The organism is Nocardioides sp. (assembly GCF_036374615.1).
Classification (GTDB): Bacteria; Actinomycetota; Actinomycetes; order Propionibacteriales; family Nocardioidaceae; genus Nocardioides.
In genome coordinates this window covers 17,295-32,579 of sequence record NZ_DASUTK010000118.1, presented here as the reverse complement: position 1 = coordinate 32,579, position 15,285 = coordinate 17,295, and the positions used below count along the sequence as shown (strand labels likewise).

General features: G+C 69.8%; 12 protein-coding genes. All 12 read right to left on the bottom strand.

Going from position 1 to position 15,285, the window contains the following annotated elements; all coding sequences use genetic code 11:
- Positions 1-186: 186 nt before the first annotated feature.
- The 12 genes from VFZ39_RS09625 to VFZ39_RS09570 are packed head-to-tail and all read right to left on the bottom strand — an operon-like array spanning position 187 to position 15,243.
- Positions 187-1,197 carry a polyprenyl synthetase family protein gene (locus VFZ39_RS09625; protein ID WP_414690283.1) on the bottom strand — a complete coding sequence of 337 codons (1,011 nt, stop codon included), beginning with the start codon at positions 1,195-1,197 and terminating at the stop codon, positions 187-189.
- Positions 1,194-2,783, bottom strand: coding sequence for an NADH-quinone oxidoreductase subunit NuoN (nuoN, locus tag VFZ39_RS09620; RefSeq protein WP_330865522.1), 1,590 nt, complete (start codon positions 2,781-2,783; stop codon positions 1,194-1,196). The genes VFZ39_RS09625 and nuoN overlap by 4 nt, the downstream gene beginning before the upstream one ends.
- Positions 2,783-4,312, bottom strand: coding sequence for an NADH-quinone oxidoreductase subunit M (locus VFZ39_RS09615; RefSeq protein WP_330865519.1), 1,530 nt, complete (start codon positions 4,310-4,312; stop codon positions 2,783-2,785). The genes nuoN and VFZ39_RS09615 overlap by 1 nt, the downstream gene beginning before the upstream one ends.
- Positions 4,313-4,364: 52 nt before the next feature.
- Positions 4,365-6,317 (bottom strand): NADH-quinone oxidoreductase subunit L, encoded by a 1,953-nt coding sequence (gene nuoL, locus VFZ39_RS09610; protein ID WP_414690282.1) that lies wholly within the window; start codon positions 6,315-6,317, stop codon positions 4,365-4,367.
- Positions 6,318-6,327: 10 nt separating this feature from the next.
- Positions 6,328-6,621 (bottom strand): NADH-quinone oxidoreductase subunit NuoK, encoded by a 294-nt coding sequence (gene nuoK / locus VFZ39_RS09605; RefSeq protein ID WP_330865518.1) that lies wholly within the window; start codon positions 6,619-6,621, stop codon positions 6,328-6,330.
- The gene (locus VFZ39_RS09600; protein ID WP_330865517.1) at positions 6,618-7,463 is read right to left on the bottom strand and encodes an NADH-quinone oxidoreductase subunit J; all 846 of its coding nucleotides are present in this window, start codon (positions 7,461-7,463) and stop codon (positions 6,618-6,620) included. Before VFZ39_RS09600 ends, nuoK begins: the two co-directional genes overlap by 4 nt.
- On the bottom strand, positions 7,460-8,035 hold the full coding sequence (nuoI, locus tag VFZ39_RS09595; RefSeq protein ID WP_330865516.1) for an NADH-quinone oxidoreductase subunit NuoI: 576 nt from the start codon (positions 8,033-8,035) through the stop codon (positions 7,460-7,462). Before nuoI ends, VFZ39_RS09600 begins: the two co-directional genes overlap by 4 nt.
- The gene (gene nuoH / locus VFZ39_RS09590; RefSeq protein ID WP_330865515.1) at positions 8,028-9,401 is read right to left on the bottom strand and encodes an NADH-quinone oxidoreductase subunit NuoH; all 1,374 of its coding nucleotides are present in this window, start codon (positions 9,399-9,401) and stop codon (positions 8,028-8,030) included. The genes nuoI and nuoH overlap by 8 nt, the downstream gene beginning before the upstream one ends.
- Complete coding sequence (locus VFZ39_RS09585; RefSeq protein WP_330865514.1) at positions 9,401-11,794, bottom strand: NADH-quinone oxidoreductase subunit G; 2,394 nt, start codon at positions 11,792-11,794, stop codon at positions 9,401-9,403. Before VFZ39_RS09585 ends, nuoH begins: the two co-directional genes overlap by 1 nt.
- On the bottom strand, positions 11,791-13,116 hold the full coding sequence (gene nuoF / locus VFZ39_RS09580; protein WP_330865513.1) for an NADH-quinone oxidoreductase subunit NuoF: 1,326 nt from the start codon (positions 13,114-13,116) through the stop codon (positions 11,791-11,793). The genes VFZ39_RS09585 and nuoF overlap by 4 nt, the downstream gene beginning before the upstream one ends.
- Entirely contained in the window at positions 13,109-13,897 is a 789-nt protein-coding gene (gene nuoE / locus VFZ39_RS09575) for an NADH-quinone oxidoreductase subunit NuoE (protein WP_330865512.1), read from the bottom strand. Before nuoE ends, nuoF begins: the two co-directional genes overlap by 8 nt.
- Positions 13,894-15,243, bottom strand: coding sequence for an NADH-quinone oxidoreductase subunit D (locus VFZ39_RS09570; protein WP_330865511.1), 1,350 nt, complete (start codon positions 15,241-15,243; stop codon positions 13,894-13,896). Before VFZ39_RS09570 ends, nuoE begins: the two co-directional genes overlap by 4 nt.
- Positions 15,244-15,285 lie beyond the last annotated feature (42 nt).

Here is a 15,285-nt window from a genome sequence, read left to right as displayed (position 1 = left end):
GGCAACGACACGCCGAGCCGAGCTGTCGTATCTGCCCAATCGAGCGCCCTGGAGGCGGCGACGGCGGCTCGAAGCACCGCCGCATGCCTGGTCGGCAGCCGGCCCGCCGTTTGGACACAAAGGGCAACGACACGCCGAGCCGAGCTGTCGTATCTGCCCAATCGAGCCTGACGGCAGACCCGGACGTCAGGCGGTGCGGGTCGCGACCAGGTCCGCGAACTCCTCGAGCGCCCGTCGCACCGGACCGTCGGGGAGTGCCGTGAGGAGGCCCTTCGCCTCGCGGGCGCGCGCGACGACGTAGGCCCTGGCCTCGTCGAGCGCCGGGTGCTGCCGCAGCAGCCCGAGCGCCTCGCGGTGGGAGGCGTCGTCGGTCAGGTCGCTGTCGAGCAGCTCGATCAGCCGCGAGTCGCCCGGGTCGGCTGCCGCCCGCGCCATCAGCACCGGCAGTGTGGGGACGCCCTCCCGCAGGTCGGTACCGGGAGTCTTGCCCGACTCGTCGGTCTCGGAGGCGATGTCGAGGATGTCGTCGCTGAGCTGGAAGGCGGAGCCGACGATCTCGCCGTACGCCGTGAGCGCCTCCTCCACCTCGCGGCTGGCCCCGCCGAACCGGGCGCCGTAGCGGGCCGAGGTGGCGATCAACGAGCCGGTCTTGCCGGCGACGACGTCGAGGTAGTGGGCCAGCGGGTCCTCGCCCGCGGCAGGCGGCACGGTCTCGAGGATCTGTCCCTCGACGAGCCGCGCGAACGTCTCGGCCTGGATCCGCACCGCGTCGGGGCCGAGCCCCGCGGTCAGCTCCGAGGACTTCGCGAAGAGGAAGTCGCCGGTGAGGATCGCGACGTGGTTGTCCCAGCGGGCGTTGGCGGAGTCGGCGCCGCGCCGCAGTGCGGCCTCGTCCATGACGTCGTCGTGGTACAGCGAGCCGACGTGCGTGAGCTCGACCACGCAGGCGGCGTCGATGACCTCCGGGGCGTCCGGCCGCGACCCGGTCTCGGCAGCGAGCAGCACCAGCAGCGGACGGAAGCGCTTGCCCCCCGCGGCGAGCAGGTGCGACGCGGCCTCGGTGACGTAGCGGGTGCGGCTCACGACGTGACCGACCAACGCCTCCTCCACGACCTGCATCCGCTGCTGCAGCCGGTCGGCCAGCGCGGCGTCGGTCACGGGCAGCGCCAGCCCGGCCGACGCTGGAGTCTGGGTCACCTGATGAATTCTCCCGCACGGCCGGCAAGGTCGAGCACCGGGCCGGGCACGACACCGAGCACGAGGGTGACGGCCGCGCCGATCGCGATGGTCGACGCGGTGAGGATGGACGGGTTCATCACGCTCGGACCGTCGCCGGTCGGCTCGGCGAAGTACATCAGCCTGATCACGCGCACGTAGAAGAACGCGGCCACCACGCTGCTGAGGATCGCCACCACCACGACCGGGTAGGCACCCGCTGACAGCGCGGCCTCGAACACCGCCCACTTGCCGACGAAGCCGGACGTGAGCGGGATCCCCGCCATCGCGAGCAGGAAGAACGCGAACGTTCCTGCCACAAGGGGCGACTCCTTGCCGAGCCCGGCCCACCGCGAGAGGTGGGTCTGCTCGCCACCCGCGTCGCGGACCAGCGTGACGACGGCGAACGCCCCCATCGTCGCGAAGCCGTAGGTGACCAGGTAGAAGAGCACCGCCTGCAGCGACGTGAGCTGACCGTCGGCGAGGTCGGCGGCGCTCTGCACGCCGAGGACGCCAGTCAGCAGGAAGCCGGTGTGGGCGATCGAGGAGTAGGCCAGCATCCGCTTGACGTCGGTCTGCGCGATCGCGAGCACCGCACCCACCACCATCGTGAGGATCGCGACCACCCAGAGCATCGGCTGCCAGGTCCAGCGGTCGGCTCCGAAGCCGACGTAGAACAGCCTGAGCAGGGCGCCGAACGCCGCCACCTTGGTGCCGGCCGCCATGAACGCGGTCACGGCGGTCGGGGCGCCCTGGTAGACATCGGGCGTCCAGGCGTGGAACGGCGCCGCGCCGACCTTGAACAGCAGCCCGACCGCCATCATGCCCATGCCGACCAGCAGCAGCGTGCGGTTGCCGAGGTCGTTGCGGATCGCCTCGTTGATCGCACCGAGCTCGAAGGACCCGGCGTACCCGTAGAGGAGGGCGACGCCGTACAGGAAGAACCCGGAGGAGAAGGCGCCGAGCAGGAAGTACTTCAGCGCGGCCTCCTGGCTCAGCAGCCGCCGGCGGCGGGCCAGCCCGCACAGCAGGTACAGCGGCAGCGAGAGCACCTCGAGCGCCACGAACATCGTGAGCAGGTCGTTCGAGGCCGGGAACATCATCATCCCGCCCACCGCGAACACCATCAGCGGGTAGACCTCGGTGTGGTCGAGGCCGGACGTGGACGCCTGGCGCTCGGCCTCGGTCCCTGGCAGCGCGGCTGCCTGGCCGGCGAACGCCGACACGCCACCCTCGAGGTGGCGCTCGGCGAACAGCAGCACGCCACCGATCCCGAAGACCAGGATCAGACCCCAGAGGAAGACGGCCGGGCCGTCGAGCACGAGCGTGCCCTCCATGGCCAGGTTGCCCCGGGCGACGCCGCCACCCAGCGACTTCAGGTCGCCCGCGACCAGCACGGTGCCGACGAGCGCGGCGACCAGCCCGGCGAAGGCGAGCAGGCTCTGGACGACGTACCGCAGCCGCCGGGGCACGAACGCCTCGACCAGCACACCGACGCACGCGACGCCGAACACCACGAAGATCGGCCACAGCTGGTCATACTCGACGCTGGGCTTCACGAACTCGATCACGAGTGGTCCTCCTCGCCGGTGGGTGCAGGCGTCGAGACGGTCGGGCCGTCGTCAGGCACCCCGACCTCCACGAGCGTGGTCTCCACGGTCGGGTTGATCACGTCCAGCAGCGGCATGGGATAGAAGCCGAACACCAGCAGGCCGACCAGCAGGGGGGCGACGGTGACCACCTCGCGACTGCTGAGGTCCTTGTACGCCGCGACCTCCGGCCGTGGTGGCCCGGTCATGATGCGTTGGTACATCCACAGGATGTAGATCGCGGCGAGCACGATCGCGCTGACCGCGACCGCGCCGGCCCACCAGGCGTAGTCGAAGGCGGAGATCAGCACCATGATCTCTGAGACGAACGGTGAGAGACCCGGCAGCCCGCAGGCGGCGAGCCCGGCCGTGAGGAACGCACCCGCCAGCACCGGCGTCGCCTTCTCCATGCCGCCGAAGTCGCTGATCAGGGCGGACCCGCGACGCCGGATGATCGCACCGGCGAGCAGGAACAGCGCGGCCGTGGCCAGGCCGTGGTTGACCATGTAGAGGATCGCACCGGAGCCGCCCTGCTGGGTGAACACGAAGATGCCGAGCACGATCAGCCCGAAGTGGCTGAGCGACGTCAGACCGATCAGTCGCAGCATGTCGTCCTGGCCGATCGCCACCAGTGCGCCGTACACGATCGAGATCAGCGCGAGCACCACCACGACCGGCGTCGCCCACTGCGACGCTTCGGGCAGCAGCCCCAGACAGAACCGCAGCATGCCGAAGGTGCCGATCTTGTCGAGGATGCACACCAGCAGCACCGAGGTGCCGGTGGTCGCCTTCTCCGTCGTGTCGGCCAGCCAGGTGTGGACCGGGAACATCGGGGCCTTGATCGCGAACGCGACGAAGAAGCCGACGAACAGCCACTTCTGGGTGGTGGGGTCGATGTCGAGCGCGGCGAGGTCCGTGAGCAGGTACGACGGGCTGCCGGCCCGGGCCGAGACCACGTAGAGCCCGATCACCGAGGCGAGCATGATGAGCCCGCCGGCGAGCTGGTAGATCAGGAACTTCACCGCGGCACGGCCGCGCCCCTCGCGGCCGAAGCCGCCGATCAGGAAGTACGCCGGGATCAGCGTGGCCTCGAAGACGATGTAGAAGAGGAACACGTCGGTGGCCGCGAACACCGCGATGGAGAACGCCTCGAGCACCAGGGCCCACGCGAAGAAGACATCGGCTTTCGGGTCGGCCTCCTTCCACGACGCGACCATCACGATCGGCACGAGCACCGCGGTCAGCAGCACCATCAGCAGACCGAGGCCGTCGACGCCGAGCGCGTAGTGGGCTCCGAAGACGTTGATCCACTGGTGCTGCTCGGTGAACTGCATCCCGCCGCCGGCCTCGAATCCGGTGGCCATGACGACCGCGAGCACCAGGGTGACCAGCGCGAAGCCGAGCCCCACCTGGCGGGCGATCACACCGCGGCTCGGCAGGTAGCCGGTGATGATCGCGCCGACCAGCGGCAGCACGATCAAGGTGGTGAGCCAGGGGAAGTCGCTCATTTCCGGGGCCCCCGTTCGAAGCGGAACGAAGTGAGCATTCGAATGGGGTGAATCATGCGAAGTTCACCGCCATCAGGGTCAGGAGGACCAGCAGGACGCCGGCGAGCAGGGAGAGTGCGTAGGAGCGGACGAACCCGTTCTGCACCTTGCGGAACACACCGGCGAGGCCCCCGACCCCTGCGGAGCCACCCTCGACGACGCCGTCGACGCCGTGCCGGTCCATGGTGACCAGGCCCGACACCAGGGCCCGGCCGGGCTCGACCACGAGCGCGTCGTTGATCGCGTCGCCGTAGAGGTCGGCCCGGGCGGCCCGCGTGGCGAACGAGACGTCCTGCGGGGCCTCGCGGGGAACCTCCTGCTTCCCGACCAGGAACCACGCGAGAGCGACCCCGACCGCGACGACCAGGACCACCAGCAACGTGATCACGATCGCCGGCAGCGGCGGCTCGTGGTGCTCGGCGACCCCGGTGACGGGCGCCAGGAACTCCACGATCCAGTCACCGAGCAGCATCACGCCGCCGAGCACCGACAGCGCGGCCAGCACGACCAGCGGGATCGTCATCACCTTGGGCGACTCGTGCGGGTCGACGCCCTCCTCCCAGCGCCTGCTGGTGAAGAACGTCATGAGCATCAGTCGGGTCATGTAGAAGCCGGTGATGCCGGCACCCAGCATGGCGAGGCCGCCGACCACCCAGCTGTCCGCCAGCGCGGTCTCGATGATCTTGTCCTTGGACCAGAACCCGGAGAAGCCCGGGAACCCGATGATCGCGAGGTAGCCCATCGCGAACGTCAGGAACGTCACCGGCAGCATCTTGTTCAGGCCGCCGTAGTGCCGCATGTCGACGTCGTCGTCCATGGCGTGCATGACGGATCCGGCACCGAGGAACATGTTCGCCTTGAAGAAGCCGTGCGTGAGCAGGTGGAAGATCGCGAACGCGTAGCCGGCGACACCGAGCCCGGCCCCCAGCATCATGTAGCCGATCTGGCTCATCGTCGACCCTGCCAGCGCCTTCTTGATGTCGTCCTTGGCGCAACCGAGGATCGCGCCCCAGAGGAGCGTGACGACCGCGACCACGACCACCCCGGTCTGGGCGGCGGGCGCGAGCTCGAAGATGAAGTTGGAGCGCACGATGAGGTAGACGCCGGCGGTGACCATGGTCGCGGCGTGGATCAGGGCCGACACCGGTGTCGGACCCTCCATCGCGTCCAGCAGCCAGGCCTGGAGCGGCACCTGGGCCGACTTGCCGCACGCGGCGAGCAGGAGCAGCAGGCCGAGTGCGGTCAGCGTGCCCTCGGTGGCCTCGCTGCTGGCCGCGGAGATCCCTGTGAAGTCGGTGGTGCCGAACGTGACGAAGAGCAGCGCGATCGCCAGTGACATCCCGACGTCGCCGACCCGGTTGATGACGAACGCCTTCTTGGCGGCTGCGGCCGCCGAGTGCTTGTGCTGCCAGAACCCGATCAACAGGTACGACGCGAGGCCGACGCCCTCCCAACCGAGGAACAGGCCGAGGTAGTTGGCCGAGAGGACCAGCATGAGCATCGCGGCCACGAACAGGTTGAGGAACCCGAAGAACCGGGGGCGGCGCTCGTCGTGGGCCATGTATCCGACGGAGTAGACGTGGATCAGCGACCCCACACCCGTGATCAGCAGCAGGAAGAGCGCCGAGAGCGGGTCGTACAGGAGGTCCATGCCGACCTCGAGCGACCCGGCCTCGAACCACGTGAAGAGGTGCTGGCCGACCTGCCGCTCACTCTCCTCGCGGTCGAGCAGGGAGACGAACATCGCGAGGCTGAGGACGAAGGATCCGATCGGCAGCACACAGCCGAGCAGGTGGGCCCACCGGGAGGTCAGCCCCCTCGTGAGCGGGCCTCCGACCAGGATGACCAGAGCCCCGAGCAGCGGCAGCGCGACCACCAGCCAGAGCAGCGAGAACACGCCGTCAGCGGGCCCCGGGTCGACGACCGGCACGGCGTGGCCGCTGGTCTGCGTGAAGAAGTTGGTCACCGTGTGCCTCTCAGTACTTCAGCAGGCTCGCGTCGTCGACCGAGGCCGAGCGACGGGTACGGAAGATGGTCATGATGATGGCCAGCCCGACCACGACCTCGGCCGCCGCCACCACCATCACGAAGAAGGCGGCGATCTGGCCGTCGAGGTTGCCGTGCTGTCGGGCGAACGCGACCAGCGACAGGTTGCAGGCGTTGAGCATCAGCTCGATGCACATGAACACGACGATCGCGTTGCGGCGCACCAGGACTCCGACGCTGCCGATGGTGAAGAGGATCGCGGACAAGACGATGTACTCGGTCACGGCCGACCCTCCCCGCGGTCGTCCTCGACCCGGTCGAGGTTGCGATCGGACTCCGTGCTCGCGGTGGCACCCGACTTGCCGCCACCCTCCGGCCGCGCGGCCGGATCACCGATCTGGCGCCGGACCTGCTCGACGTCCTCGGCCGGGACCGCACGCACCGAGCCGCGCGCGGCGAGCACCCGGGAGATCGAGGCCTCGGCGGGGGTGCCGTCGGGCAGCAGTGCCGCGGTGTCGACCGCGTTGGTGCGGGCGAAGACGCCCGGCGGCGGCAGCGGCCCGACGTGGGTGCCCCGTTCCGCGTAGTCGCGTAGCCGGCGCGCAGCCATGTCCGCCTGGGTCTCGCGTGGTGCGATCCGCTCACGGTGCGCGAGCACCATCGCACCGAGAGCGGCGGTGATGAGGAGCGCGCTGGTGACCTCGAACGCGAAGACCCAGCGGGAGAACAGGATGTTGGCGATGGCCTGCACGTTGCCGCCGTCGTTGGCATCCTCGAGGCCGACGGCGGCACCGAGCGCGCCCTGCGTGAGTGCGAGGACGAGGAGCACGCCGAGCGCGAGCCCGCCGAGGGTCGCCAGCAGCCGCTGGCCCTTGATCGTCTCCACGACCGAGTCGGACGCGTCGACGCCGACCAGCATCATCACGAACAGGAACAGCATCAAGATCGCGCCGGTGTAGACGATGATCTGGACCGCGAAGAGGAACGGCGCCTCCAGCACGGCGTACAGCACCGCGAGCGAGATCATCACGATCGCCAGCAGCAGGGCGGCGTGCACCGCCTTGCGCACGAAGAGCAGGCCGAGCGCGGCCACGACCATCACCGGGGCCAGGATCCAGAAAGTCACGCCGGGTCACCGTCCTTCGCGGTGGGAGCGGCGCCCGCGCCGGTGCTGGCCGAGAACGTGCCGCGGTAGTAGTCGCCCTCGTCGTCACCGAGCCGCATCGGGTGCGGCGGCTGCTCCATGCCGGGCAGCAGCGGCGCGAGCAGGTCGGACTTCTCGTAGATCAGGTCGGCACGGTTGTCGTCGGCCAGCTCGTACTCGTTGGTCATCGTCAGCGCCCGGGTCGGGCACGCCTCGATGCACAGGCCGCACAGGATGCAGCGCAGGTAGTTGATCTGGTAGACGCGGCCGTAGCGCTCACCTGGGGAGAAGCGCTCCTCCTCGGTGTTGGACGCACCCTCGACGTAGATCGCGTCGGCCGGGCAGGCCCAGGCGCACAGCTCGCACCCGATGCACTTCTCCAGCCCGTCGGGCCACCGGTTGAGCTGGTGCCGGCCGTGGAAGCGCGGCGCGGTCGGCAGCTTCTCGAACGGGTACTGCTCGGTGACGACCTTCCTGAACATGGTCCGGAACGTCACCCCGAATCCGGCGATCGGGTCCCAGAACTGCTCCTTGAACGAAGGTGAGTCAGCCATCGGTGTCCCTTCCGTCGGACGGCTCATCGGCCTCGGCGGGCCCGCCGGTGCGCACGGTGGTGCCGCTGTCGAACGTGAGCGGCTTCGCGCCGCCGCGGACGGCGCCACCGGCCGGCATCGGGGGTACCGGATACCCGCCCGCGAAGGCGTCGTGGGGAGCCGGCGCGGCCTCCTGCTCCTCCCCACCCCGCTCTCCGACGAACATCAGGACGACGAAGACCGCCGCCATCACACCGGCGCCGATCAGGAGGTACTGCCGGTCGACACCGCCCTGCAGGTTGATGGTGCGCAGCGTGGCGACCAGGACCGTCCAGGCCAGCGCGACCGGGATCAGCACCTTCCAGCCGAACGCCATGAACTGGTCGTAGCGCAGCCGGGGCAGCGACCCGCGCAGCCAGATGAAGAAGAAGATGAAGCAGAGCACCTTGCCGAAGAACCACAGCAGCGGCCAGTAGCCCTCGTTCGCACCCGGCCAGATGTGCACCAGGCCCCAGGGCGCCTGCCACCCGCCGAGGAAGAGCGTGGTCGCCATCGCCGACACCGTGGCCATGCTGACGTACTCGGCGAGGAAGAAGAGCGCGAACTTCAGGCTGGAGTACTCCGTGTGGAAACCCCCGACGAGCTCGCCCTCGGCCTCCGGCAGGTCGAACGGGGCACGGTTCGTCTCCCCGACCATCGAGATCACGAAGATCACGAACGACGGCAGCAGGATCAGGCCGTACCAGAGGCTGTCCTGGGCCGACACGATCTGCGAGGTCGACATCGAGCCGGCGTACAGGAACACGGCGACCAGCGAGAGGCCCATCGCCACCTCGTAGGAGATCATCTGCGCGCTGGAGCGCAACCCGCCCAGGAGGGAGTACGTCGAGCCGCTGGACCAGCCGCCGAGCACGATGCCGTAGATGCCGATCGACGCGATCGCGAGCACGAACAGCACCGCCACCGGCATGTCCGTCAGCTGCAGCGGGGTCGTGCGGTCGGTGAACGGCAGCCCGACCTCGGGCCCCATCGGGACCACCGAGAACGTGACGAACGCGGGGATCACGATGATCACCGGCGCCAGCACGTAGACCACCTTGTCGGCAGCCTTGGGGATGATGTCCTCCTTGAGCGCCAGCTTCACGCCGTCGGCCAGCGACTGCAGCAGGCCGAACGGGCCGTGCACGTTGGGGCCGATCCGGTGCTGCATCCGGGCAACGACCCGGCGCTCCCACCAGATGTTGAAGAGCGTGAGCAGGACCAGGACCACGAAGATCAAGACGGCCTTGATCAGGACCAGCCACCACGGGTCCTGGCCGAAGGCCGACAGGTCGTCGCCACCGGTCGCCGCCCACACGGTCGTCGGGCTGGTCACGAGCGTGGCCATCACAGGGAACCTCCCGTCACAGTGACCGTGCTGCCCGGCGAGGCGAGGTCTGCCAGCACGCCGCGGCCGAAGGAGTTCGTCGGGACCCACACGGTGTCGTCGACCAGGTCGTCGGTGACGACCGCGGGCAGCGTGACCGAGCCGCGGTCGCCGGTGATGGTGACCGCGTCACCGATCGATCCCGCGAGGGCAGCGGGGACCCGAGCGACGGGCACCCGCGCGGTCTCGCGCAGCGCCGGGTCGCCGTCCTGCAGCCGTCCGTTGTCGAGCATCTGCTTCCACGTCGCCAGCCTCGTCCCGGTGGCCGGTGGTGCGGCCGTGACGGTCGGCGACGCGACTCGCTCGCCGTCCCACGGGCCCATCTCGGTCATCTCGGCGCGGACCTCCGCGACCGTGCGGAAGCCGAGCGCGCTCCCCTGTCCGAGTGCGGCGATCTCCTCGGCGATGCCTGCGAGCACACGCAGGTCGGGCAGCGAGCCGGGGTTCTCCAGCACCGTCTCGAACGGCCGTGGGCGGCCCTCCCAGGTCACGAACGTGCCGGCCTTGTCGGTGACCGGCGCAACCGGGAACACCACGTCGGCGATCCGCGTCACCTCCGTCTCGCGCAGGTCGAGCGCCACCACGAACGACGCGGCGTCGAGGGCGGCACGGGTCGCGGCAGGGTCTGCGGTGTCGTCGGGGTCCACGCCTCCGACGACCAGGCCACCCAGCTCGCCCGCGACGAGTGCGGCGACGATCGTGTCGGCGTCGCGGCCGACGGTCTCGGGCAGTGAGTCCACGCCCCAGGTGGTGGCGGCGTCCACCCTGGCGGCGGCGTCGGCGACCGGCCGACCGCCGGGCAGCAGGTTCGGCAGGCAGCCGGCCTCGACCGCGCCGCGGTCACCGGCCCGCCGAGGCACCCAGGCCAGCCGGGCACCGCTCTTGGCGGCCAGCTCGGCGGCGGCCGACAGCGCACCCGGCACCGCGGCGAGCCGCTCACCCACCAGCACGACGGCGGTCTGGTCGACGCCGTAGTCCGCATGGCCGAGCAGCGACGACAGCGCGCCCGGCTCGTCACCGGGACGGGTCGCGACCAGCTGGCCGGACATCTTCCGCAGACCCCAGGAGGCGTACGGGGCGATCGACACCACCCGGGTGCCGCCCTTGCGCACGGCCTTGCGGAGCCGCAGGAAGATCGTCCCGGCCTCGTCCTCGGGCTCCAGACCGGCGAGCACCACGGTCGACGCGGTCTCGAGGTCGGCGTAGGTGACCGGCGTCCGGAGCACCACGTCGGACGCCAGGAAGTCGGCCTCCTCGGACGAGAGCGGCCGGGCGCGGAAGTCGACGTCGTTGCTGCCGAGCGAGACGCGGGCGAACTTGGCGTAGGCGTAGGCGTCCTCGGCCGTGACCCGGCCGCCGGCAAGCACGGCGGCAGCACCGGCCTGGTGCAGCCCACGGGCCGCGACGGCGAACGCCTCGGGCCACGACGCCGGCCGCAGCTCGCCGTCCTCACGCACCATGGGGTAGGTCAGCCGGTCACCCGCGTGCAGGTACCGGAACGCGAACCGGTCCTTGTCGGTGATCCACTCCTCGTTGACCTCCGGGTCGTTCCCGGACAGCCGACGCATCACCTTGCCGCGCCGGTGGTCCACCCGGATCGCGGCCCCGCACGCGTCGTGCTCCGCGATCGACGGGGTCGAGACCAGGTCGAAGGGCCGCGAGCGGAACCGGTACTCCGCCGACGTCAGCGCGCCCACCGGGCAGATCTGGATGGTGTTGCCCGAGAAGTAGGACTCGAACGGCTCCTTCTCGTAGATGCCGACCTGCTGCAGCGCTCCGCGCTCGATCAGCGCGATGAACGGGTCACCCGCGATCTGCTCGGAGAACCGCGTGCACCGCGCGCAGAGCACGCAGCGCTCGCGGTCGAGCAGGACCTGAGCCGAGATGTTGATCGGCTTGGGGAACGTCCGCTTGACGCCCTCGAACCGGGACTCGCCGCGACCGTTGCTCATCGCCTGGTTCTGCAGGGGGCACTCGCCACCCTTGTCGCAGACCGGGCAGTCGAGCGGGTGGTTGATCAGCAGGAACTCCATGATCCCCTGCTGCGCCTTGTCGGCCACTGGGCTCGTGGCCTGGGTGTTGACGACCATCCCCTCCGCGACCGGCAGCGTGCACGATGCCTGGGGCTTCGGGAAGCCGCGTCCGTTGCCGGCATCCGGTATGTCGACCAGGCACTGGCGGCACGCACCCACCGGTGCGAGCAGCGGGTGGTCGCAGAACCTCGGGATCTGGACACCGACCTCCTCGGCGGCCCGGATCACCAACGTGTCCTTCGGGACGCTCACCTGGACACCGTCGATCGTCAGCGTCACGAGGTCGACGGTGGTGTCGACCTTCTCGGGCGTGGTGGTCATCGGCTCGCTCCAGCGGTGGCACCAGTGGTCGAGGGGAACACGGCCGAGGCCGCGGGGTCGAAGGGGCAGCCGCCGTGGCTGAGGTGGGCGAGGTACTCGTCGCGAAAGAACTCGATGGAGCTCGCGATCGGTGCCACCGCACCGTCGGCCAGTGCGCAGAACGACCGCCCGAAGATGTTGTCGCACTGGTCGAGCAGCAACTCGAGGTCGGACTCCTTGCCCTCGCCGCGCTCGAGCGCAGCCATCGTCTGCACGAGCCACCAGGTGCCCTCGCGGCACGGGGTGCACTTGCCGCAGGACTCGTGCTTGTAGAACTCCGTCCAGCGCAGCACCGCCCGCACCACGCAGGTGGTCTCGTCGAAGATCTGCAGCGCACGGGTGCCGAGCATCGAGCCGGCCTCGCCCACCCCCTCGAAGTCCAGCGGCACGTCGAGGTGCTCGGCGGTCAGCAGCGGGGTGCTGGAGCCACCGGGTGTCCAGAACTTCAGCTCGTGCCCTTCACGCATCCCGCCGGCGAGGTCGATCAGCTCACGCAGCGTGATGCCGAGCGGCGCCTCGAACTGGCCGGGGTTGGTCACGTGGCCGGAGAGCGAGAAGATGCCGAAGCCCTTCGACTTCTCGGTGCCCATCGACGCGAACCAGTGCGCCCCGTGCTCGACGATCGACGGAACGGAGGCGATCGACTCGACGTTGTTGATGACGGTCGGGCTGGCGTAGAGGCCGGCGACCGCCGGGAACGGCGGGCGCAGCCGCGGCTGACCGCGGCGGCCCTCGAGGCCCTCGAGCAGCGCGGTCTCCTCGCCGCAGATGTAGGCGCCGGCGCCGGCATGGACGACCACGTCGAGGTCGAAGCCGGAGCCGTGGATGTTCTTGCCGAGGTGCCCGGCGCGGTAGGCCTCGTCGACCGCTGCCTGGACCCGGCGGATCACGTGGAGCACCTCGCCGCGGATGTAGATGAACGCGTGGTGCGCCCGGATCGCGAACGACGAGATGGCGACGCCCTCCACGAGCACGTGGGGGTTCGCCATCATCAGCGGGATGTCCTTGCACGTGCCCGGCTCGGACTCGTCCGCGTTGACGACGAGGTACTTCGGCCGCGGGTTGTCCTGCGGGATGAAGCCCCACTTCATCCCGGTCGGGAAGCCCGCGCCGCCGCGGCCGCGCAGCCCGGACTCCTTGACCGCCTCGATGATCGCGTCGGGCTCCATGCCGAGCGCCTTCTTCAGGGCGCCGTAGCCGCCGCGGTCCTCGTACGCGGTGAGGGTCCAGGAGCGCTCCTGGTCCCAGTTGTCGGTCAGGACGGGGGTGAGCGTGTCAGTCACCGGAGGTGCCCTCCTGCTTGGTCTCGGACTCGGCGCGCGAGGTGTCGGCCTGCTCGGCCGCACCCTCCTTGGTCGCCGGGATCGCCGCCCGGCCGGACCGCTTCTCGCTCGGGGCGGTCCAGCCACGCTCGCGAGCGATCGTGAGGCCGACCACACTGGCCGGTCCCGCCGCCGGGCCTTCGTCGGCGAGGCCGTCGGGAAAGCCCGCGAGCACCCGCTCCGCCTCACGCCAGGTGCACAGCTTCGGACCGCGGGTGGAGCGGACCTCCTTGCCGGCGCGCAGGTCGTCGACGAGTTGCACCGCCGACTCGGGGGTCATGTTGTCCATGAACTCCCAGTTGACCATCATCACCGGTGCGTAGTCGCAGGCCGCGTTGCACTCGACGTGCTCGAGGCTGACGGTCGCCTGGTCACCGTCGCGCTGCGGCGCCGTCTCGTCGTTGCCGACGTCGAGGTGCTCCTTCAGACGCGCCAGGAGGGCGTCGCCGCCCATGACGGCGCAGAGCGTGTTGGTGCAGACCCCGACGTGGTAGTCGCCGACCGGCCGCCGCTTGTACATCGTGTAGAACGTCGCGACGCCGCTGACGTCGGCGGCGGTGATGTCGAGGATCTTCGCGCAGGCCTCGATGCCCTCGGACGTGATCCGGCCCTGCGACGCCTGCACCAGGTGCAGCATCGGGAGCAGTCCGGAGCGCTTCTCGGGGTAGCGCGCCGCGATCTCCTCGAGCTCGGCGTACGTCGTCGCGTCGAGCCCGTCGTGCTCGCTGTTCGCTGCCGTCACCGGTCGACGCCTCCCATCACGGGGTCGATCGAGGCGATGGCGACGATCACGTCGGCCACGAGGCCGCCCTCGCTCATCACGCTGGTGGCCTGGAGGTTGGTGAACGACGGGTCCCGGAAGTGCGCCCGGAACGGCCGGGTGCCACCGTCGGAGACGACGTGCGCGCCGAGCTCGCCGCGCGGCGACTCCACTGGCACGTAGGCCTGGCCGGGTGGGACCCGGAAGCCCTCGGTCACGAGCTTGAAGTGGTGGATCAGGGCCTCCATGGACTCACCCATGATGTGGCGGATGTGGTCGAGGCTGTTGCCCATGCCGTCGCTGCCGATCGCGAGCTGGCTCGGCCAGCCGATCTTCTTGTCCGCGATCATCACCGGGGCGCCCTCGAGACCCGCGAGCCGGTCGGCGCACTGCTCGATCAGCTTGAGGGACTCGTGCATCTCGTTGAGTCGCACCCGGAAGCGCCCGTAGGCGTCGCAGGTGTCCCAGGTCTGGACCTCGAAGTCGTACTCCTCGTAGCCGGAGTAGGGCTGGGTCTTGCGGAGGTCCCACGGGTAGCCGGACGCGCGCAGCGGCGGACCGGAGAGCCCGAGCGCGAGGCATCCGGCGAGGTCGAGGTGACCCACGTTCTCGAGGCGGGCCTTGAAGATCGGGTTGGCGTTGCAGAGGTCGGCGTACTCGGGGAGGCGCTTCTTCATCAGCGCCACGAAGTCGCGGATCTCGTCGAGCGCACCCGGGGGGAGATCCTGTGCGACACCGCCGGGCCGGATGAACGCGTGGTTCATGCGCAGCCCGGTGATCAGCTCGAACAGGTCGAGCACCAGCTCCCGCTCACGGAAGCCGATCGTCATGACGGTCAGCGCACCGATCTCCATGCCACCGGTCGCGATCGCCACGAGGTGGGAGGAGATCCGGTTGAGCTCCATGAGCAGCACGCGCATGACCTGGGCCTTCTCGGGGATCTGGTCCTCGATGTCGAGCAGCCGCTCGACGCCCAGCGAGTAGGTCGCCTCGTTGAAGAAGGGTGAGAGGTAGTCCATCCGGGTGCAGAAGGTCGTTCCCTGTACCCAGGAGCGGTACTCCATGTTCTTCTCGATGCCGGTGTGGAGGTAGCCGATGCCGCACCGCGCCTCGGTGACGGTCTCGCCCTCGAGCTCGAGGATCAGTCGGAGCACGCCGTGGGTGGAGGGGTGCTGCGGCCCCATGTTCACGACGACCCGCTCGTCGGCGATGCCCGCGTCGCTCAGGCCCTCGGAGATGGTGTCCCAGTCCTGACCGGTGACGGTGAAGACCCGTCCGCCGCTCGTGTCGGCGCCGGTCGCGTAGAAGTCCTGGTCAGTCGTGCTCATGACACAGTCCTCTGGGACGTCGGGGTCCCCGCGGCGTCGTCC

Bases quoted from the DNA above. Each gene is read 5' to 3' on its own strand.
- VFZ39_RS09585 (WP_330865514.1), bottom strand. From the start codon at position 11,794: ATGACCACCACGCCCGAGAAGGTCGACACCACCGTCGACCTCGTGACG.
- VFZ39_RS09570 (WP_330865511.1), bottom strand. From the start codon at position 15,243: ATGAGCACGACTGACCAGGACTTCTACGCGACCGGCGCCGACACGAGC.
- nuoH (WP_330865515.1), bottom strand. From the start codon at position 9,401: ATGGCCACGCTCGTGACCAGCCCGACGACCGTGTGGGCGGCGACCGGT.
- nuoI (WP_330865516.1), bottom strand. From the start codon at position 8,035: ATGGCTGACTCACCTTCGTTCAAGGAGCAGTTCTGGGACCCGATCGCC.
- VFZ39_RS09615 (WP_330865519.1), bottom strand. From the start codon at position 4,312: ATGAGCGACTTCCCCTGGCTCACCACCTTGATCGTGCTGCCGCTGGTC.